Genomic DNA, 19,143 nt, shown 5'->3' with positions numbered 1-19,143 from the left:
CTCGCGCAATCCTCCTATTGCCGCCCCAGCCTTGTCAACGTTACGAAATTGCAATGTGCGCGGGCGCGCCCTGCGCCAAATTTGCCCCAATTGGAGATGAAGCAGGCGACAACGGTGGGTCAGGGCGGGGCAGGCTACGCATTCATAGAGCTTGCGGGCCGCCCATGTTACGTGTTTCGAACATGATTCCCACCAAACTGGAATATTGCGACGGTACGAGATGTCGGGACACGGCAAGTTGGAAGAAATCGAAGACGCCGACGAATCTTCGGTGCGTGGATTGTTCAGACGCTATCGCGCGCTCCTGACGGCATTGGCGACACTCGCGCTGTTCTGTCTCGTTGGCTTTGCGATTGTGCAGCTGACGAACGAGGTGCGTTACGACGATGTGGTTCAGGCGCTGGCTGAGACCAAGGTCAGCTCGATCGTGCTTGCGCTGGTCTTCACGGGCCTGAGCTTCCTCGCCCTTGTCTTCTATGACGTGAACGCCATCGAATATGTTGGCCGCAAGCTGCCGTTTCCACAGGTGGCGCTGACCGGCTTCAGTGCCTATGCGGTCGGCAACACGGCAGGTTTTGGCGCACTGAGCGGCGGTGCAATCCGATATCGCGCCTATTCGCGCCTCGGCTTGACGCCTGAGGAGATCGGCCGGGTCATTGCATTCGTGACGCTGTCGTTCGGGCTCGGGCTTGCAGGGGTCGCGGCAATCGCGCTCCTGATCATTGCTGATGAAATCGCGCCACTGATCAATGTCGGTAGCCTCACTCTCAGGCTGTTGGCCGGTGCCGTCATCGCGGGCCTTGGCGTCATCATGTTCATGGGGCGCGACGGGCGGGCGATCCACCTTGGGCCGATCGAGATCCGACTGCCGGACTCGCGTACTTGGTCGCGGCAGTTTCTGGTCACCGCCTTCGACATCGCCGCCTCGGCGACCGTCCTCTATGTGCTGCTGCCGCAGGCGGCGATCAGCTGGCCGGTGTTCCTGGCCGTCTATGCGATTGCTGTCGGCCTTGGCGTCTTGAGTCACGTGCCAGCCGGTCTCGGCGTGTTCGAGACCGTTATCATCGCCTCGCTCGGCAGTGCTGTGAACATCGATGCGGTGCTTGGCTCGCTGGTGCTCTATCGCCTGATCTATCATGTTCTGCCGCTGTTGATCGCCGTCCTTGCGGTGTCGGCGACCGAGCTTCGCCGATTTGCGGATCACCCGGTTGCGTCAGGCATCCGGCGGATTGGCATCCGGTTGATGCCGCAGTTGCTCTCGACGCTGTCGCTGCTCCTCGGCGTCATGCTGGTCTTCTCGAGCGTGACGCCGACGCCGGACCAGAACCTCGAGTTTCTTGCGAACTATCTGCCGCTGCCGATCGTCGAAGGCGCGCATTTCCTGTCGAGCGTTCTGGGGCTGGCGTTGGTCGTTGCCGCACGAGGCCTCGGCCAGAAGCTCGACGGCGCCTGGTGGGTATCCATCCTGTCGGCCGCAGCGGCGTTGACGCTATCTCTGCTGAAGGCGATTGCGCTGGTCGAGGCATGTTTCCTCGGCTTCCTGATTTTCGGCCTCTTCGTCAGCCGTCGACTGTTCCGCAGACATGCCTCCCTTCTCAACCAGACGCTGACGGCATCGTGGCTAACGGCCATCGCCGTCATCTGCGTCGGTGCGATCGTGATCCTGCTCTTCGTCTACCGCGACGTCGAGTACAGCAGCGAGCTCTGGTGGCAGTTCGAATTCGCCGATGAAGCGCCACGTGGTCTGCGTGCTGTGCTCGGCATCTCCATCATTTCCTCGGCGATTGCGATCTTCAGCCTCCTTCGTCCGGTGGCGGTCAAACCGGAGCCCGCGTCAACGGATGCCTTGCAGCGGGCGGTGGACATCGTCGAGAAGCAGCGCTTCGCCGACGCCAATCTGGTGCGCATGGGCGACAAGAGCATCATGTTTTCCGAGAAAGGCGACGCCTTCATCATGTACGGCAGGCAGGGGCGATCGTGGATCGCTCTTTTCGATCCGATCGGCGAGCGCAGCGCCATTCCAGAGCTGGTCTGGCGTTTCGTGGAGTCCGCGCGAGCCGCCGGCTGCCGCGCGGTCTTTTACCAGATCTCGCCGGCGCTTCTTTCCCACTGTGCCGATGCGGGCCTGCGCGCGTTCAAACTGGGTGAGCTTGCCGTCGCCGATCTGAAGACTTTCGAGATGAAGGGCGGCAAGTGGGCAAACCTGCGGCAAACCGCGAGCCGCGCGCAGCGTGACGGCCTTGAATTCGAGGTGATCGCGCCGGAAAACGTTCCCGCTGCGATGGATGCGCTTGCCGCGGTCTCGAATGCCTGGCTCGAGGATCACAATGCCAAGGAGAAGGGCTTCTCCCTCGGTGCGTTCGATCCTGACTATATCGTTGCCCAGCCGGTTGGCATCCTGAAGCGTGAAGGCAGGATTGTCGCCTTCGCCAATATCCTGATAACGGCAGCGAAGGACGAGGGGACCATCGACTTGATGCGGTTCTCACCGGATGCGCCGAAGGGGGCGATGGACTTCCTCTTCGTCCAGATCATGGAATACCTGCGCGACCAGGGATTTTCGCATTTCAATCTCGGCATGGCGCCGCTCTCGGGCATGTCGAAGCGCGAGATGGCACCGGTATGGGACCGCATCGGCAGCACTGTCTTCGAGCACGGCGAGCGGTTTTATAACTTCAAGGGCCTCAGGGCTTTCAAATCAAAGTTTCATCCGCAATGGCATCCGCGATATCTTGCGGTTTCGGGTGGAGGCAATCCGATGCTCGCTCTGATGGACGCAACATTCCTGATCGGCGGCGGATTGAGAGGGGTAGTGAGGAAATGATGAAAAGACACCTTCTTGCAGCCGTCTGCGCCCTGTCACTGTCCGTTCCGGCTGCAATGGCGGCGACCGAGACGACGCAGAGCTTTGAGACCGGGCTTATCCCTTCTCCGCATATCTTCCTGCCCGATGGCGACGTGAAAGGGGCCGTCGTGCTGATATCGGATGACGCCGGCTGGGGCGACAACGAAAAGGCGGAGGCCGACCGGCTCGTCGAACAAGGGGCCGTCGTCATCGGCATCGACTTCGCCTCCTACATGGAAGCGCTGAGGAACTACGACGTCAGCCAGAATGATGGCTGCATCTACATGGTGTCCGATATTGAATCGCTGAGCCAGCAGGTCCAGCGCGCGGCTGGTAACAGCGCATACCATCTGCCGATCGTGGCCGGCGTCGGCGAGGGCGGCGCGCTGGCACTTGCGATTGCTGCGCAGACCCCCGATGCGACCATCGGCCAAACGCTGGTGATCGATCCGGTTGCGGGCATCCCGCTTACCAAGGAGCTCTGCACGCCGGCGAAGAAGCAGACGGTCGGCGATCGCATGATCTATGGGCTTAGCGACACATCGTTGCCGGACCCGATCATCGCGTCGTTCACGGCATCAGCAAACAAGGACGGTCGCGCGCATGTCGAGGAGCTCAAGAAGCAGCATTCCGACATCGAGATTCGCGACTCCGGCGATGATGCGCAGACCACGCTTGGCGACACGCTCTCGGACCTGATCGACGCCTCCGGCAGTGCCGACAATCCGCTCGGCCTGCCGCTCACCATTCTGGATGCCAAGCCGGCCTTCGATACGATGGCGATCATTTACTCCGGTGACGGCGGCTGGCGCGACATCGATAAGGAGGTCGGTGCGGCGCTGCAGAAGCAGGGCGTCCCTGTGGTCGGCGTCGACTCGCTTCATTATTTCTGGTCGGAACGGGAGCCGCAGCAAACGGCAGACGATCTCAGCAAGATTATCGAGCTTTATCGCAAGCAGTGGAAGGTGAAGCACGTTTTGCTCATCGGCTATTCCTTCGGCGCCGACGTCGTGCCTGCCGCCTATTCACGTCTGAAGCCTGCCGCCAAGGCGGCTATCGCGCAGATGTCGCTGCTGTCCCTCTCGCACGAGGTGGATTACCAGATCTCCGTCATGGGATGGCTCGGCCAGAAGACCGAAGGTGCCGGTGGCGACCCGGTTGATGACCTGAAGAAGGTCGATCCGAAGATCGTCCAGTGCATCTACGGAAAGGAAGATGACGACGAGGTGGCTTGCCCTGATCTGAAGGACAGCGGTGTGGATGTGATCGCCCTTGCCGGCGACCACCACTTTGATGAGAACTATGAGCTCCTAAGCAAGACGATCATCGACGGGCTGAAGGCGCGACTGCAGGACTAGAGCGCATCGTTCCCTTCACAGGTTAGCGCATCAAATAGTCTTCACTCCAGCCGAGAGCGGCGAGATCGCCGCTCCGGAAGCGACCATCGTCTGCAACGATGAATTCGTCGAGCTGTGGCGGCGGCACGCTCGTTCCCGCCAGCATCGCGTGAACCTGGCCGCGATGATGCGTCTGATGCTGGAACAGATGGTTCAAAACGTCTTCCATCCGCTCGCGCTGGATGCGTTCGCTGCGATGGATCTCGGTCACCGACGCCAGCTTTTCCGGGGTGGCGGCTTCGCAGAGCGCGACCAGCCGACGATCGACTTTGGCCTGCTCGGCTGCAAGCTTTGCGATATCGTCGAACGGTTCCTCGACGTCCCAGGCGGCAGGCCCAAGCATGCCGCCTTCGAGCGCATCGATGTAAAACCAGTCGACCGTCAGAATATGGTTGAGTGTCGCCTTGATCGACGGAAAGAAGCTTACCCGCACAGCCTCGAACTCTCCCGGCAGCAACCGGCCGCAAGCCTCATGCAGCCGGTGGTTCGCAAGCGCATTGTTAAAGGCAAGTTTGCGGGCGGTCCTGCAGGGGTCGAACGTCGGCATCAGATAACTCCCTTCTTGACCGGGCCACCCGCAAGCGTCAGTCGTCTTCCTGGAACAAACGAAACTGCGCCGCTTCGAGATCCTTCGGGGGCTGCATGCCGAGATGCTTCCAGGCGGTCGCCGTCAGAACGCGGCCGCGTGGGGTACGCTGGATGAAGCCCTGCTGAATCATGTAAGGCTCGATGATGTCCTCGATCGCATCGCGCGGTTCGGAGAGCCCCGCGGCGATGGTCTCGATTCCAACGGGGCCGCCGCCGAAATTGACCGCGATCATGTTGAGATAACGCTTGTCGAGCTGGTCGAGGCCCATATTGTCGACGAGCAGCCGCGTCAACGCCTCGTCGGCAATCTCGCGGGTGACGGCCTCGGCCTTCGCCACTTCGGCGAAATCGCGCACGCGGCGTAACAGGCGACCGGCAATACGCGGCGTGCCGCGGGCGCGACGGGCGATTTCCCGCGCACCCTCATCGGTCATGGGAAGGTTCATCAGGCGCGCGCCGCGCCGCACGATCAGCTCCAGTTCCTCGACGGTGTAGAAGCTAAGACGGACGGGAATGCCGAAACGGTCGCGCAGCGGCGTGGTCAAAAGGCCGAGACGCGTCGTTGCCGCGACGAGGGTGAATTTCGACAGGTCGATCTTGACCGAGCGCGCGGCAGGGCCTTCGCCGATGATGAGATCGAGCTGGAAATCCTCCATCGCGGGATAAAGGATTTCCTCGACAGCCGGGTTGAGGCGGTGGATTTCGTCGATGAAGAGCACGTCGCGCTCCTCGAGATTGGTCAGAAGGGCAGCAAGATCACCTGCCTTGGCGATAACCGGGCCGGAGGTGGAGCGGAAATTGACGCCGAGTTCCTTCGCCATGATCTGCGCAAGCGTTGTCTTGCCGAGGCCGGGCGGGCCGACGAAAAGCACATGGTCGAGTGCTTCGCCGCGATTCTTCGCCGCCTCTATGAAGACCTTCAGATTCGCACGCGCCTCCGCCTGGCCGGTGAACTCATCAAGCGATTGCGGCCGCAGCGTCACATCCAGGTCCTCTCCTCGCTTTTCCGAGGATATCAGGCGCGCGGCTTCACTCATGCTGACATTTCCCAATCTTCAAACGCTCGTGACCAATACACCAAGCCAGCGGCTTTGACACCCGCCTGGGCAGAGGGATCAGCGAGCCAATTCCTTCAACCCGAGCCGGATGAGCTTCGCGCTGTCAGCGCCTTCACCGGCGGTTTTCATCGCTGCGGCAACGGCGTTGGCCGCCTGATCACGCGAATAACCGAGGTTTGTCAGCGCGGAAACCGCGTCCGCGACCGGGGCGGCGGCGACGCCTTCGCCGAGCTCCTGCTTGAGGCCGATGGTGCCGGAGGCTTCGCCTGCGAAGGCCGGCGCCTTATTCTTAAGTTCGGTGACGATGCGCACGGCAACCTTGGGGCCAACACCCTGGGCGCGCGAGACGGCCGTACGATCCTGCAGCGCGATGGCGTTGGCAAGTTCGCTCGGGGGCAGCGTCGACAGCACGGCGAGAGCCACCTTCGCACCAACCCCCTGAACGCTTTGCAGAAGATTGAACCATTCCCTCTCCAGGGCGGTCATGAAACCGAAGAGTTTCAATTGGTCTTCGCGAACGTAGGTCTCAATGAAGAGCACGCAGGCCTCGCCCACCGAACCGAGGCGGGACAGGGTGCGCGCCGAGCAGAAGGCGACGTAGCAGACGCCGTGGACATCAACGAGGACATAGTCGTCGCCGATTTCTTCAATGGTGCCTTTAAGCTTGCCGATCATGCATTTGGTCCGTGTGGGTTCTCAGTGAAGATTAGCCGGCAAGCGCTGCCTGCCGCATGCGGCTGCTACCGCGGTTGTGAGCATGGCAGATGGCGATCGCCAGCGCGTCGGCCGCGTCGTCGCCTTTGAATTCGACCTTCGGCATCAGGATCTTCAGCATCATGTGGATCTGTTTCTTCTCGCCGTGGCCGACGCCGATGACCGCCTTCTTGACGGCGTTCGGGGCATATTCGGCAACCGGCAGGCCGGCGCGAGCGGGGACGAGCATTGCAATGCCACGGGCCTGGCCGAGCTTCAGCGTCGCAACGGCATCCTTGTTGACGAAAGTTTGTTCGACGGCAGCCTCATCCGGCTGGTAGCTATGCACGACATCCGCCAATCCATCGTGCAGTTGGCAAAGGCGCGAGGCTAGATCCATGTCTCCGTCCGAGGTCACCGTGCCGGATGCGACAAAGCGCAAGGAGTTGCCGAGCGTGTCGATAATTCCCCAGCCCGTGCGGCGCAGGCCCGGATCGACGCCGATGATGCGAATCGTATTTTGCATGCTTCACCCTATTGCAGTCACGAAATAACTGCCATCGATAAGTGAACAAAACAAAAACATTCGTTGTTTTTCAGGGCGGCTGTTTACGGCAATTTAAGCTCCATAGCCGACTTTGAACCATAAAATGTCAGAGGAGCTCCCTTCCACAGAAGGCAAGGCTCCCGTGTTCTGTTTACAGGTCAACCGGTCGGACGTTCCGCGTTCTGCCGGCATGTGCCGTTCCGGAAGGGTTCATCGTTCATGGTTCAGAGATTTCAATCCCTGTCCTTCAAGGTCATCGCTACCTTCATTCTGCTCACCGCGCTCTCGATTGCGGTCATCAACGTTCTCGCTTACTTCGCCAGCAGCCGTATTTCCGGCGAACAGGCCCTCAAGGCAAAGGAGAGCGTCCTGATCTTCCGCGGCGACATGCTGCAGGATCAGCTGAAGCAACTGGAAAACCAGGCAAACTCGATTGCGCGCATCGAAGCGCTGCAGATGTCGATCACGAGCCTGAAGAGCGGCTGGAAGACCATCGAGAAGACGTCGGGCGATACCCGCGCCGAATTGAAGAAGGTGTTCATTACCAACAATCCGAACCCGGCCGACCAGCGCGAGAAGCTGATGAAGCCGGAAGCGCCAAGCGGCTTCTACTATTCCAACCATGAGACGACGCAGAGCGAAGTGGCTCGGGACCTCGAAAACACCGCCTTCAGCGACCTGCTGATTGCCGATCTCGACGGGAACGTCCTCTACTCCTACAAGAAGAACGACGATTTCGCCGAAAACCTGAAGACCGATGCCTGGAAGTCGACCGGCGCCGGTCTCGCCTTCGCCAAGGCGATCGAGAACACCGCGAAGGCGACGGATGATTCCGCCCCCACGGGCTTCTCCGGTCTTCGCGTCGATGCCGCAAGCGGCAGGTCGGCAATCTTCTATGCCGTGCCGATCGTCAAGCTCGGCGCCGCGAAGGGCGTGATGCTCTTCAAGGTGCGCGAAGACATCATTACCAGCATTCTCGCCAAGGGCATCGTGGCCGACAGCACGGCGCAGGCGGCAATCATCTCGGATGACGGCTCGGCGATTGGCGTCAACGCGACCGGCCAGCTCGTGACGCTCGATACCGCGCCTTTCACATTCGCGAAGGACGCGTTGTCGGCAAAGGGCATGACGGTCGACGACTTCGATCGCGCCGATGGCTCGGCGCGAGCCTATGTCCGCGGCATCGATTATAAGGGTTCGCGCTTCCTCGTCGTGGAAAGCGTGCGCCTCAGCGAGCTTAACGCCGGCTCCTTGGAAATCGCCACTCTGCTGACGATGATCGCGTTCGGTGTCCTCGTCGTCATGGCCGTTGCGACGTGGGCAATCACCAAATTGCTCTTCTCGCCGCTTGCTCGCCTTGCCGGCGCCACCCGCGATGTTGCCGATGGCAACCTGGAAGTCGAGATCGGTAGCCAGAACCGCGGCGACGAAATCGGCACGATGGCCAAGGCCTTGGCGCGGTTCAAGCAGTCGCTGGTCGAAAGCCGCGAGCTCGAAGCTGCCAGCAACGAAACGCGAGCGCGCGCGGAACGGGATCGCCAGCAACATATGGCCGAGCGCGAGGCTGAGGCCCGGACACTGCAGGAGGTCGTTCAAGCGATCGACGAGGGTCTGCACCATCTTGCCAATGGCGATCTTGCCTATCAGATCGAGACGCGCTTCCCGAACGAACTCGAAAGCCTTCGCGTCAATTTCAATGAAGCCTTGGCGGTGCTCAGCGAAACGATGACGGCAATCGGCGGCAACTCCATGGCGGTGCGTGCGGGCTCCGAGGAAATGCGCACCGGTGCCGATGAGCTGGCCGGCCGCACCGAGCGCCAGGCCGCCTCGATCACCGAGACTGCAAACGCCATCGATGCAATCACCCAGTCGGTCCGCGTTCAGATCGAGCGTGCCGAACAGGCCGAACGGATCGCCCGTGACGCCAAGCGGGAGACGACCGGCTCCAGCCAGATCATGCGCGAGACGGTTGCCGCGATGGAGGCGATCCAGGCCTCGTCGCGCCAGATCAATTCGATCATCGCCGTTATCGATGCGATTGCCTTCCAGACCAACCTTTTGGCGCTCAATGCCGGCGTCGAGGCAGCGCGCGCAGGCGAATCCGGCAAGGGCTTTGCAGTCGTCGCCATGGAAGTGCGTGAACTGGCGCAGCGTTCATCGAGCGCTGCAAAGGAGATCGCGAGCCTGCTGCAAAAGTCCACGCATGAGGTGGAAATGGGCGTATCCCTCGTCGAGCGTGCCGGCGACGCGCTGACCGGGATCGGCAGCCATGTCGAGGCGATCAACGGCCAGATCAGCGAGATCATGGAAACGACCCGCGAGGAAGCCGACACGCTGCGCCAGATCAACACGGCGGTATCCGAACTGGAGGCGATGACGCAGCAGAACGCTGCCATGGTCGAGGAAACAACGGCAGCGATTCACCGGCTAGCCACCGAAGCGGTCGAAATGGACCGTCAGCTGGCGAATTTTACGCTGACGCAGGCGCACCAGAGTGCTGCGGTGCACGTCCTTAGACGTCGGGCCTGAGCAGGTCGATTGGCAGCGTGAACGAAAGGGCCGGGAGACCGGCCCTCTTTCTTTTCCGAGTTGTTTGGAATGGGCGGCATCCAGACCTACATAAACCTGTCCTTTCAACGACCGACAGGCTTCGCCATGGTTCCCTTTTCCATTCTTGATCTCTCTCCCGTTCCAGAAGGCGGGACGATCCGCCAGTCGCTCGAGAGTTCGGCGCGCATGGCGCAGAAGGCCGAAGAATTCGGATACAGCCGTTTCTGGCTGGCGGAACATCATGGCATGCCGGGGATTGCCAGCGCGGCGACGGCTGTCGTGATCGGCCATGTCGGCGCCGCGACCAAGCGCATTCGTATCGGCTCGGGCGGCATCATGCTACCGAACCATTCGCCGTTGGTCATTGCCGAGCAATTCGGGACGCTGGAGGCGCTGTTCCCGGGCCGGGTCGATCTCGGTCTTGGCCGGGCGCCCGGCACCGACATGCGTACCGCACAGGCGCTGCGGCGCAATCTCGACGCCGGGGCGCAGAGCTTCCCGAACGATGTCGTCGAGTTGCAGCAGCTGCTTGGCGCGCCGATTGAGAACCAGGCGACCCTCGCTGTTCCAGGCATGAATTCCAACGTGCCGATCTGGCTGCTTGGCTCCAGCCTCTATAGCGCACAGCTCGCCGCGATGCTCGGGCTGCCCTATGCCTTCGCCTCGCACTTCGCGCCGGATTCGCTGCTCGATGCCATCGACATCTACCGCAGCCGATTCAAGCCGTCTGCCGTACTCGACAAGCCCTATGTCATGGTCGGCGTCATGGGTTCAGTCGCCGCGACGGATGAGGAGGCGCAGTATCATTTCACCTCCGCCCAGCAGCAGTTCGTCAACCTGCGTCGCAACGTGCGCGGTCAGTTCCCGCGCCCGGTCGAGGATATGGAGAGCTTCTGGTCGCCGATGGAAAAGCTGACCGTGGAGCATACGCTTCGCTACGCCGTCGTCGGTTCGCAGAAGACGGCTGAAGCAAAGCTCACGCAGTTCCTGGCCGAGACGGAAGCCGACGAGGTCATCATTTCGATGCCGATCCATGACGTCGAGGCAAGATTGAAATCGGTCGAGCTTTTTGCTGGGCTCGGAAACTTCCTCCGCGCTGCGGCCTAATGTCGCGCATCCCGGGCGGTTCAGGTCCCACAGCCATTTGTGTGAATTGACTTAACGCCGCCGGACCATAGCTTTGCTTGATCACACATGTCGTTTGCACGACATTGCGGCGATACAAATGTGATGGACGGCGCACGCCGCAAATCGCGCGCGGTCGGTTTCGAGCAACCTTTGGAGGATCAGGCTTGCTATGCGTTACCGTGGTCTTGCTGTTTTGATTTCACTGATCTGTCTTCCCGCTTCGGCCGCCATTGCCCAAGAAGGCGATGCGGCGGCCGGGGAAACGGTATTCAAGAAGTGCGCGGTCTGTCATGTGGCGGATACCGACAAGAACAAGGTGGGTCCGTCGTTGAACCACCTGTTCGGCCGAACCGCCGGCACGCATCCGAATTTTGCCTATTCGCCCGCGATGAAGGCCGCAGGCACAGCCGGGTTGGTCTGGGATGAAAATTCGTTACGCGATTATCTTCACAACCCAAAGCTGAAGGTTAAGGGCACAAAGATGGTGTTCATCGGTCTGAAGGACGACGGCGAGATTCTCAATCTGATCGCCTATCTCAAGCAATTCTCGAAATAAAATCAGCTTATTGAAGCTTCGTCGACAGTCTGGCGAGGTTCCTCTCGTGCCATTGCCGTGATGTCCTGTTTATGAGATAGTCCTAACGTAAGTGCCGACGGATTGCGGGTATTTTCCGCGGCCGGCAGGGGCTTGGGAGGAACGCATGGTTGTCGTGCTGGTTCTCGTTCTGATCGTTGTCGGGTCGGTGGCATTCCACTTGTTCAGCCCGTGGTGGTGGACTCCGATCGCCTCGAACTGGAACTACATCGACAATACCATCATCATCACGTTCTGGATCACCGGTATCGTCTTCGTCGCCGTGATCTCTTTCATGGCCTATTGCATCTATCGTTTTCGGCATAGGCCCGGTAACCGGGCGGCCTACGAGCCGGAGAACAAGCGCCTGGAATGGTGGCTTGCCGGCAGCACGGCCCTTGGCGTGGGAGCGATGCTCGCGCCGGGCCTCGTCGTCTGGAACCAGTTCATCACCGTCCCGGCGGGAGCGGCAGAAGTCGAAGTCATCGGTCAGCAATGGCTGTGGAATTTCCGGTTGCCGGGCGCCGACGGTCAGCTGGGCAGGGCGGACAATCGTGCCGTTTCCGCCGAAAACCCTCTCGGCGTGATCAGGAACGATCCGGCCGGCCTGGACGACATCATCATCGCAGGCGGCGAACTGCATCTCCCGATCGGCAAGCCGATCCGCGTCCACCTGCGCTCGATCGACGTGCTGCATGATTTCTATGTTCCGGAGTTCCGCGCCAAGATGGACATGATCCCAGGCTCGGTCACCTATTTCTGGTTCACGCCGACGCGAACGGGCACCTTCGAGGTGTTGTGCGCGGAGCTTTGCGGCGTTGCACATGCGCAGATGCGAGGAACGGTCGTCGTCGACGAGGCGGACGCCTATCAGGAGTGGCTGGCGCAGCAACAGACATTCTCGCAGCTGATGGCAGCGGTTGAACCGGCCGAGTAGGCCGGCGTCGCGGCCGAGGAGCGGCCGTGACGGGAGGAGGAAGGAAGGCATGCGATGGTTGATATTCCGACCAGTGCCGGCGACGTCATCCCGCCCGCCGAGGTCGCGGACGTCGAGCTCTATCATCCGAAGAGCTGGTGGACGAAGTATGTCTTCAGCCAGGATGCCAAGGTCATCGCCATCCAGTATTCCCTGACGGCGTTCGCCATTGGCTTCGTAGCGCTCGTTCTATCCTGGCTGATACGCCTGCAGCTCGGCTTTCCCGGCTATTTTTCCTTCATCGACGCGGATCATTATTACCAGTTCATCACCATGCACGGCATGATCATGGTGATCTATCTGCTGACGGCGCTCTTTCTCGGCGGCTTCGGGAACTACCTCATTCCGCTGATGGTCGGCGCGCGCGACATGGTGTTCCCCTATGCGAACATGCTGAGCTATTGGCTCTACCTGCTCGCCGTCATCGTGCTCGTCACGGGCTTTTTCGCGCCGGGCGGTCCAACGGGTGCGGGCTGGACGCTCTATCCGCCGCAGGCATTGACATCAGGCACGCCGGGTGGGCGCGACTGGGGCATCATCCTGATGCTGTCGTCGCTCATCATCTTCATCATCGGCTTCACGATGGGCGGGCTGAACTACGTCGTCACCGTACTGCAGGGGCGCGCGCGCGGCATGACACTGATGCGGATGCCATTGACCGTCTGGGGCATTTTCACCGCGACCGTGATGGCGTTGCTTGCCTTTCCGGCGCTCTTCGTCGCGGCGGTCATGATGCTGTTTGACCGGCTGCTCGGCACCAGCTTCTTCATGCCGGCAATTGTCGAAATGGGCGAGCAACTCCCGTCGGACGGTGGAAGCCCGATCCTCTTCCAGCACCTCTTCTGGTTCTTCGGGCACCCCGAGGTCTATATCGTGGCGCTTCCCGCCTTCGGCATCGTCTCCGATCTTATCAGTACGCACGCGCGCAAGAATATTTTCGGCTACCGGATGATGGTCTGGGCGATCGTGATCATCGGAGCCCTGAGCTTCGTTGTCTGGGCGCACCACATGTATGTCAGCGGCATGAACCCGAACTTCGGATTCTTCTTTGCCACGACGACCCTGATCATAGCCGTGCCGACTGCGATCAAGGTCTACAACTGGGTGCTCACGCTGTGGCGAGGCGACATCCACCTGACACTGCCGATGCTGTTTGCCATCGCGTTCATTGTGACATTCGTCAATGGCGGTTTGACGGGACTGTTCCTTGGCAACGTCGTGGTCGACGTGCCGTTGTCCGATACGATGTTCGTGGTCGCGCATTTCCACATGGTGATGGGAGTGGCTCCCATCATGGTGGTCTTTGGCGCGATCTATCACTGGTATCCGAAGATCACCGGGCGGATGCTGGACGAGGTTCTCGGGAGGATCCATTTCTGGGTCACCTTCGTCGGCGCCTACGCGATCTTCTTCCCCATGCACTACGTTGGTCTCGTGGGTGTGCCGCGCCGCTATTTCGAGCTTGGCGACACGGTCTTCATTCCGCCGTCAGTGCATACGCTGAGCATGTTCATTTCGGTCGCCGCGCTTGTTGTCGGCGCGGCGCAGATCGTGTTCCTGTTCAATCTTGTTTGGAGCCTGTTCCATGGTCGCGAGGCCGGCGGCAACCCGTGGCGCGCGACGACGCTCGAATGGCAGACGCCTGAGACGCCGCCTGCTCATGGCAACTGGGGCAAGGATCTTCCGATCGTCTATCGCTGGGCCTACGATTACAGCGTACCCGGCGCTCCCGAAGACTTCATACCCCAGAACCAGCCGCCCATGGTCGGACTGTCGAGGGCGCCGGCATGACCGTCATCCTCGTCTTTCTCGCGGGAGTAGCCGCGATCATCATCTGGTGGCTCTCCGGGCAAAGGTTGATGTCGAAGCCATGGGCGGAGATCGGGACGCTTGACGACATCCAGGGCGCGGCGAGGCCGCCGATTCCCGTCGCCAAGTTCGGTCTCGGTATTTTTCTCGCGGTTGTCGGTGCACTCTTTTCTCTGTTGGCCAGCGCGTATCTTTCGCGAATGAGCGGCTCCGATTGGTGGGCGATCCCCATTCCGCGGCTTCTATGGGCAAATACAGCCATGCTGATCGGCAGCTGTGCAGCTCTGCAATGGGCTGTCGTCGAAGCGCGCCGCGGCGCCGACGAAGGCGTGCGACTGGGGCTCGACGTGGCGCTCGCCACCACGGTTCTTTTCCTCGCCGGGCAGATCGTGGCCTGGCTGCAGCTCGTCGCGGCGGGCTATCTGCTCGTCGACAATCCGGCGAACAGCTTCTTCTACATGCTGACCGGGCTGCATGGCCTCCACATTGTCGGCGGGTTGGCAGTGCTGGCGCGGACCAGAGGGAGATCGCGCGGAGCGGGCACCGCGACATCAGCCAGGCTGCGCCTCGGCATCGAGCTCTGCGCCACCTACTGGCATTTCATGCTCGTCGTTTGGCTGCTTCTCTTCGCACTCTTCACTGGCTTGGCGAACGACTTCGTCGATCTTTGCCGCCAACTCGTTTCCTAAGGGGTAGACGATGGCCGAATTGACCCGAATGGACACCGAAGATGTAGCCCTTCATCCCCCCGCAGGTCTGCGAGGGGTCGCGGCCGATTTTGCCTCGGACCAGCGGGCATTCAAGAACGTTTCCTGGGGTAAGGCCATGATGTGGATCTTTCTCCTCAGCGACACCTTCATCTTCGGCTGCTTCCTGCTCGCCTACATGACCGCGCGAATGTCGACTCCGGTGCCGTGGCCCAATCCAAGCGAAGTCTTTGCGCTTCATATCGGCGGGCAGGACGTTCCGCTGATCCTGATCGCGATCATGACCTTCGTTCTGATCAGCAGCAGTGGCACGATGGCCATGGCCGTCAACTTCGGTTATCGCCGTGAGCGCGGAAAAACGGCTGCCCTGATGCTTCTGACTGCAATACTTGGCGCCACATTTGTCGGAATGCAGGCCTTCGAATGGACGAAGCTCATCACCGAAGGCGTGCGCCCCTGGGAAAACCCATGGGGGGCGGCACAATTCGGATCATCCTTCTTCATGATCACCGGCTTTCACGGGACGCACGTGACCTTCGGCGTGATCTTCTTGCTGATTACCGCGCGCAAAGTCTTGCGCGGGGACTTCGATACCGGTCGGCGCGGCTTCTTCACCAGCCGCAAGGGCAATTATGAGATCGTCGAGATCATGGGCCTCTATTGGCACTTCGTCGACCTCGTCTGGGTCTTCATCTTCGCGTTTTTCTATCTGTGGTGAGGTCGCAATATGGCACAGGCACAAGCGCATTCCGGCCAACAGCATCCGATCCGGCTCTACCTCGTCGTCTGGGGATTGCTTTTCGTCCTCAGCACCTTTTCCTATCTCGTCGATTATCTCGGCATTCAGGGCTATCTGCGCTGGACGCTCATCATCGTCTTCATGATGCTGAAAGCGGGGCTGATCGTTGCCATCTTCATGCACATGGCATGGGAGCGGCTGGCGCTCGTCTACGCGATAATGTTGCCGCCGCTGCTCGTTCTGGTCTTCGTGGCGATGATGGCGTCCGAGTCGCACTACACGATCTTCACCCGGCTTGCCTTCCTCGGCGGCGCCGGTTCCTGACCGGCGCGCCCTGGCTAGGGATAACCAAGCTGTCACCGATCCATCGGATGTGAATGGACGGCCGAAAACAACAAAGCCGGCCACGTTTCCGTGACCGGCTTGCAGAAAAAATGGTGATTGGTCAAGCCGAAAGCTTGGCCAGAACTTCTTCGTCGACTTCGAAGTTCGAGTAGACGTTCTGGACGTCGTCATCGTCTTCGAGGCTGTCGATGAGCTTCAGCAGCGATTGCGCCTTTTCCTCGTCGACCGGCACGTTGTTCTGCGCACGCCAGACGGCCTTGACGGTCTCGGCTTCACCGAGAGAGCCTTCGAGGGCCTTGGCGACTTCACCGAGAGATTCGAAGGCGGTCGTGATGTAGTGGCCTTCTTCATCGGTTTCGACGTCGTCGGCACCGGCTTCGATGGCAGCTTCCATCACCCTGTCGGCATCGCCAGCGGCAAGCTTGTAGGTGATCTCGCCGACGTGATCGAAAGAGAAGGAAACCGAGCCGGTTTCGCCGAGTGCGCCGCCGGCCTTCGTAAAGATCGAACGGACGTTCGACGCGGTACGGTTGCGGTTGTCGGTCAGGGCTTCGACGATGATCGCCGTTCCGCCCGGGCCGTAACCTTCGTAGCGGACCTCATCGTAATTCTCGCTGTCGGCACCGGCTGCCTTTTTGATGGCGCGGTCGATATTGTCCTTCGGCATGGACTGGGCCTTGGCGTTCTGGATAGCCAGGCGCAGGCGGGCGTTCATCGTCGGGTCGGGCAGGCCGGCCTTGGCGGCAACGGTGATTTCGCGCGCGAGTTTGGAGAACATTTTCGACCGCACGGCATCCTGACGGCCCTTGCGATGCATGATGTTTTTAAACTGTGAATGGCCAGCCATGGCACCCCTGTTCACGTCCTATTGTCGGAATGGGCCGCCTTATAAGAGCGAAATGGGCGGTATTCAAGGGAAAACGGCTTCATTCTCTCGGGACTCGCTCGTCCGGAATTACGGAACAAAGCCCCGAAGTTGGCGTTTCAAAACACGGACCCTTGAAACGGAAGGAAGTGCTATGGCTAGTTTCAACGAGGCGCGGAAACACCCAGCACGTCAGCTCTGGGATCAGGTCAACGACATTCATGCCGGCATGCTCGGCGTGGACGGAGTGGACATGCACATGCAGCCAATGGCGCCACATGCCGATCCGAAGACCAATACGATCTGGTTCTACTCGAAATCGGACGCAGAAATCGCCCGTGCCATCAAGCCGGGCACCAGGGCACATTTCTGCGTCGTCGGAAAGCATCACGACTATCACGCTTGCCTTGCCGGCAAGATCGAGGTGCGGTCCGATCCGTCGAAGATCAATGAGTATTGGAATTCCGTCGTCGCCGCCTGGTATGAGGACGGCAAGAAGGATCCGAAGCTGACGATGCTTGTGATGCATGTTGACGACGCGGAGATCTGGGTCTCTACCGGCAGTAAGCTCAAATTCGGTTGGGAGATTGCCAAGGCCAATCTCGATGATGACAAGATGCCCGATGTCGGCATCCGGCAGCACTTGCAGTTCGCTTGAGAATACTAGACCCGGCGTGATCCCTAGCCCTAACTGGAATATGGAATACTTTCAGTCGCAAATATCTGTCGCGAAATTGGCGAAACAAATTCGGACATGATGGGGAACAGCTAGAAGTCGATTTGCTTTGCTCTAACAGGCGCTGTCCTTTACGGCAGATGGAAGCCATACCTTGATCTGTTGATCCGTGAGGTTAGCACCACACAACATGGTCGCTACACGGCAGCCTTTCAGGGCAGATGCCTGCACAAGAATGGCCGCGAGCCCCGCCGCCCCGGCCGGCTCGACGAGACGCTCCCAAGCATCATGAGCAAACCGCATTGCGTCCAGAAGTTGATCATCATCAACGAGAACGATGTCATCGATAGTATCTTTGAGCCATTCGATCGCGGACGGCACGGGATTCCGGACGGCAATTCCATCGGCAATCGTGCGTGCCTCCGACGTCGAGATCACGTCACCCGCATTGTAGGACAGAGCCATGCATGGCGCACCCTTTGCGGCGACGGCGATGACCCTTGTTCGCGGTGATCGCGATTTGAACCAGCATCCTATTCCGGCCGCCAAAGCACCGTTTCCAAGCGGGATGAAAACGGCGTCGATGTTTTCGACGTTTTCAGTCAGTTCCGCCGCAATCGTTCCAGCCCCTTCCGCAATGGCTGCACTCGCGCCGTCCTCGACGAACTGCAGCTTCCGTTCGAGGGCGTAGATTTTGGCAGCCTCCTTCGCAGCGTCAAAATCCTCCCCGGCGAGAAAGACCACTGCCCCAAACCTGCGCATGGCCTCGATCTTCAGCGGATTGGCGTTTAGACTGGCAAAGACAATCAGAGGTCGCCCATGCCGCGCGGCATTATAAGCAAGCCCCTGACCGAAGTTCCCGGCCGATGCCGAGACCAGAGGAGTTCTCTCGTCGGCGAGATCGGCGAGAAAATATCCCGTACCTCGCCCCTTGAAGCTGCGGATCGGATTTTCCGTTTCGTCTTTGACGACTAGCGACAGCGCGAGCCTATCGGAACACAGCAAATTGGTGTTCAGAAAAATCGGATCGATGCGCTTGCGTGCGTCTTCGATGTTGATGGCTGAGAGAGGTGCTTGTTTTGTCATGGAGCGATGGTATGAATTTATGACGCGTGAAAATCGCGCCAATAACAAATTTATAGCGGATTTTCCGCGTGGAAGCTTGGTTATGCGCTGTGGACGATATTGACCGAACTATTCTTTCGATGCTGCAGGAGAATGCCGACATTCCCGGCAAGGTCATTGCTGATGCGGTCAATCTTTCTACCTCGGCCATCGAACGCCGAATCAGCAAATTGAAGCAGGATGGGATCATCGAGAGGATCGTGGCGGTGGTCAGTCCGAAGGCCGTCGATCGCACCCTGTCCGTTCTGGTCGAGCTTGAAATCCAGAACGAACATCGACACACACTGCAACAATTGCAGCGATGGTTGGACCGTGCGCCTGAAGTTCAGTCATGCTGGTATGTGACCGGCGATATGGATTATGTGCTGCTTGTAGCCGTCCGCAACCTTGAGGAATATAACAACTTCATTGAGCGACTTATGAGTGAACAACAAGCGCTCGTGCGAAAATACAAGAGCCTGATTGCACTCAAAACGGTCAAGCACGGCCTGGGACTTCCCGTCATTGAATGAAAAGGCCCT

Annotated in this window: 18 protein-coding genes; 12 read left to right on the top strand and 6 right to left on the bottom strand. The window is 59.9% G+C overall.

Translation table 11 applies throughout. The features are described 5' to 3' along the window. Positions 1-220 precede the first annotated feature (220 nt). Together mprF and FHT71_RS08585 are read left to right on the top strand one after the other, a co-directional pair. The gene (mprF, locus tag FHT71_RS08590; protein WP_183719464.1) at positions 221-2,824 is read left to right on the top strand and encodes a bifunctional lysylphosphatidylglycerol flippase/synthetase MprF; all 2,604 of its coding nucleotides are present in this window, start codon (positions 221-223) and stop codon (positions 2,822-2,824) included. After that, positions 2,821-4,203: a virulence factor family protein gene (locus FHT71_RS08585; RefSeq protein WP_165933072.1), complete on the top strand. Its 1,383-nt coding sequence runs from the start codon at positions 2,821-2,823 to the stop codon at positions 4,201-4,203. The genes mprF and FHT71_RS08585 overlap by 4 nt, the downstream gene beginning before the upstream one ends. A gap of 22 nt (positions 4,204-4,225) precedes the next feature. On the opposite strand, the gene FHT71_RS08580 is transcribed toward FHT71_RS08585, so the two are convergent. The 4 genes from FHT71_RS08580 to ruvC all read right to left on the bottom strand — a co-directional run bounded on the left by FHT71_RS08580 (position 4,226) and on the right by ruvC (position 7,107). Next, positions 4,226-4,789: a DinB family protein gene (locus tag FHT71_RS08580; protein ID WP_183719462.1), complete on the bottom strand. Its 564-nt coding sequence runs from the start codon at positions 4,787-4,789 to the stop codon at positions 4,226-4,228. Between the two features lie 37 nt (positions 4,790-4,826). After that, a complete protein-coding gene (gene ruvB / locus FHT71_RS08575) occupies positions 4,827-5,867 on the bottom strand; it encodes a Holliday junction branch migration DNA helicase RuvB (RefSeq protein ID WP_007802580.1) in 1,041 nt (346 codons plus the stop codon). Positions 5,868-5,945: 78 nt separating this feature from the next. Further along, positions 5,946-6,563 carry a Holliday junction branch migration protein RuvA gene (gene ruvA / locus FHT71_RS08570; protein WP_007802582.1) on the bottom strand — a complete coding sequence of 206 codons (618 nt, stop codon included), beginning with the start codon at positions 6,561-6,563 and terminating at the stop codon, positions 5,946-5,948. A 31-nt stretch (positions 6,564-6,594) separates the two neighbouring features. Then, positions 6,595-7,107 carry a crossover junction endodeoxyribonuclease RuvC gene (ruvC, locus tag FHT71_RS08565; RefSeq protein ID WP_007802584.1) on the bottom strand — a complete coding sequence of 171 codons (513 nt, stop codon included), beginning with the start codon at positions 7,105-7,107 and terminating at the stop codon, positions 6,595-6,597. A gap of 240 nt (positions 7,108-7,347) precedes the next feature. Between ruvC and FHT71_RS08560 the strand changes: the two genes are divergently transcribed. The 8 genes from FHT71_RS08560 to FHT71_RS08525 all read left to right on the top strand — a co-directional run bounded on the left by FHT71_RS08560 (position 7,348) and on the right by FHT71_RS08525 (position 15,935). Next, positions 7,348-9,657, top strand: a complete 2,310-nt coding sequence (locus FHT71_RS08560) for a methyl-accepting chemotaxis protein (RefSeq protein WP_132594195.1) — start codon at positions 7,348-7,350, stop codon at positions 9,655-9,657. A gap of 126 nt (positions 9,658-9,783) precedes the next feature. After that, positions 9,784-10,785, top strand: a complete 1,002-nt coding sequence (locus tag FHT71_RS08555) for an LLM class flavin-dependent oxidoreductase (RefSeq protein WP_037084471.1) — start codon at positions 9,784-9,786, stop codon at positions 10,783-10,785. Positions 10,786-10,975: 190 nt separating this feature from the next. Continuing rightward, on the top strand, positions 10,976-11,362 hold the full coding sequence (locus FHT71_RS08550) for a cytochrome c family protein (protein ID WP_007802591.1): 387 nt from the start codon (positions 10,976-10,978) through the stop codon (positions 11,360-11,362). Positions 11,363-11,507: 145 nt separating this feature from the next. Beyond that, positions 11,508-12,317, top strand: a complete 810-nt coding sequence (locus tag FHT71_RS08545) for a cytochrome c oxidase subunit II (protein WP_132594191.1) — start codon at positions 11,508-11,510, stop codon at positions 12,315-12,317. A 54-nt stretch (positions 12,318-12,371) separates the two neighbouring features. After that, positions 12,372-14,147 carry a cbb3-type cytochrome c oxidase subunit I gene (locus FHT71_RS08540; RefSeq protein WP_183719460.1) on the top strand — a complete coding sequence of 592 codons (1,776 nt, stop codon included), beginning with the start codon at positions 12,372-12,374 and terminating at the stop codon, positions 14,145-14,147. Then, positions 14,144-14,854: a cytochrome c oxidase subunit 3 gene (locus tag FHT71_RS08535; protein WP_132594187.1), complete on the top strand. Its 711-nt coding sequence runs from the start codon at positions 14,144-14,146 to the stop codon at positions 14,852-14,854. The genes FHT71_RS08540 and FHT71_RS08535 overlap by 4 nt, the downstream gene beginning before the upstream one ends. A gap of 10 nt (positions 14,855-14,864) precedes the next feature. After that, positions 14,865-15,590, top strand: coding sequence for a heme-copper oxidase subunit III family protein (locus FHT71_RS08530; RefSeq protein ID WP_007802601.1), 726 nt, complete (start codon positions 14,865-14,867; stop codon positions 15,588-15,590). A gap of 9 nt (positions 15,591-15,599) precedes the next feature. Continuing rightward, positions 15,600-15,935: a cytochrome C oxidase subunit IV family protein gene (locus FHT71_RS08525; protein ID WP_007802603.1), complete on the top strand. Its 336-nt coding sequence runs from the start codon at positions 15,600-15,602 to the stop codon at positions 15,933-15,935. A 121-nt stretch (positions 15,936-16,056) separates the two neighbouring features. Here the strand turns inward: FHT71_RS08525 and FHT71_RS08520 are convergent, their stop codons facing one another. After that, on the bottom strand, positions 16,057-16,803 hold the full coding sequence (locus FHT71_RS08520; RefSeq protein ID WP_007802605.1) for a YebC/PmpR family DNA-binding transcriptional regulator: 747 nt from the start codon (positions 16,801-16,803) through the stop codon (positions 16,057-16,059). Positions 16,804-16,975: 172 nt separating this feature from the next. Here FHT71_RS08520 and FHT71_RS08515 point away from each other — a divergent pair, with 172 nt between their 5' ends. Next, positions 16,976-17,479, top strand: a complete 504-nt coding sequence (locus tag FHT71_RS08515; RefSeq protein ID WP_007802607.1) for a pyridoxamine 5'-phosphate oxidase family protein — start codon at positions 16,976-16,978, stop codon at positions 17,477-17,479. A 132-nt stretch (positions 17,480-17,611) separates the two neighbouring features. Here the strand turns inward: FHT71_RS08515 and FHT71_RS08510 are convergent, their stop codons facing one another. Continuing rightward, complete coding sequence (locus tag FHT71_RS08510) at positions 17,612-18,583, bottom strand: pyridoxal-phosphate dependent enzyme (protein ID WP_132594185.1); 972 nt, start codon at positions 18,581-18,583, stop codon at positions 17,612-17,614. Positions 18,584-18,672: 89 nt separating this feature from the next. Here FHT71_RS08510 and FHT71_RS08505 point away from each other — a divergent pair, with 89 nt between their 5' ends. After that, positions 18,673-19,134, top strand: a complete 462-nt coding sequence (locus FHT71_RS08505; protein ID WP_132594183.1) for an Lrp/AsnC family transcriptional regulator — start codon at positions 18,673-18,675, stop codon at positions 19,132-19,134. The last annotated feature ends 9 nt before the right edge of the window (positions 19,135-19,143 follow it).

The organism is Rhizobium sp. BK060, from assembly GCF_014193145.1.
GTDB lineage: Bacteria > Pseudomonadota > Alphaproteobacteria > Rhizobiales > Rhizobiaceae > Rhizobium.
Note: the sequence above shows the minus strand (reverse complement) of the source record. Positions and strands in the feature narration are given on the sequence as shown.

What these genes read in the sequence shown, in the direction of transcription:
- mprF (WP_183719464.1), top strand. Translation starts at nt 221, where the DNA reads ATGTCGGGACACGGCAAGTTGGAAGAAATCGAAGACGCCGACGAATCT.
- FHT71_RS08585 (WP_165933072.1), top strand. Translation starts at nt 2,821, where the DNA reads ATGATGAAAAGACACCTTCTTGCAGCCGTCTGCGCCCTGTCACTGTCC.
- FHT71_RS08580 (WP_183719462.1), bottom strand. Translation starts at nt 4,789, where the DNA reads ATGCCGACGTTCGACCCCTGCAGGACCGCCCGCAAACTTGCCTTTAAC.
- ruvB (WP_007802580.1), bottom strand. Translation starts at nt 5,867, where the DNA reads ATGAGTGAAGCCGCGCGCCTGATATCCTCGGAAAAGCGAGGAGAGGAC.
- ruvA (WP_007802582.1), bottom strand. Translation starts at nt 6,563, where the DNA reads ATGATCGGCAAGCTTAAAGGCACCATTGAAGAAATCGGCGACGACTAT.
- ruvC (WP_007802584.1), bottom strand. Translation starts at nt 7,107, where the DNA reads ATGCAAAATACGATTCGCATCATCGGCGTCGATCCGGGCCTGCGCCGC.
- FHT71_RS08560 (WP_132594195.1), top strand. Translation starts at nt 7,348, where the DNA reads ATGGTTCAGAGATTTCAATCCCTGTCCTTCAAGGTCATCGCTACCTTC.
- FHT71_RS08555 (WP_037084471.1), top strand. Translation starts at nt 9,784, where the DNA reads ATGGTTCCCTTTTCCATTCTTGATCTCTCTCCCGTTCCAGAAGGCGGG.
- FHT71_RS08550 (WP_007802591.1), top strand. Translation starts at nt 10,976, where the DNA reads ATGCGTTACCGTGGTCTTGCTGTTTTGATTTCACTGATCTGTCTTCCC.
- FHT71_RS08545 (WP_132594191.1), top strand. Translation starts at nt 11,508, where the DNA reads ATGGTTGTCGTGCTGGTTCTCGTTCTGATCGTTGTCGGGTCGGTGGCA.
- FHT71_RS08540 (WP_183719460.1), top strand. Translation starts at nt 12,372, where the DNA reads ATGGTTGATATTCCGACCAGTGCCGGCGACGTCATCCCGCCCGCCGAG.
- FHT71_RS08535 (WP_132594187.1), top strand. Translation starts at nt 14,144, where the DNA reads ATGACCGTCATCCTCGTCTTTCTCGCGGGAGTAGCCGCGATCATCATC.
- FHT71_RS08530 (WP_007802601.1), top strand. Translation starts at nt 14,865, where the DNA reads ATGGCCGAATTGACCCGAATGGACACCGAAGATGTAGCCCTTCATCCC.
- FHT71_RS08525 (WP_007802603.1), top strand. Translation starts at nt 15,600, where the DNA reads ATGGCACAGGCACAAGCGCATTCCGGCCAACAGCATCCGATCCGGCTC.
- FHT71_RS08520 (WP_007802605.1), bottom strand. Translation starts at nt 16,803, where the DNA reads ATGGCTGGCCATTCACAGTTTAAAAACATCATGCATCGCAAGGGCCGT.
- FHT71_RS08515 (WP_007802607.1), top strand. Translation starts at nt 16,976, where the DNA reads ATGGCTAGTTTCAACGAGGCGCGGAAACACCCAGCACGTCAGCTCTGG.
- FHT71_RS08510 (WP_132594185.1), bottom strand. Translation starts at nt 18,583, where the DNA reads ATGACAAAACAAGCACCTCTCTCAGCCATCAACATCGAAGACGCACGC.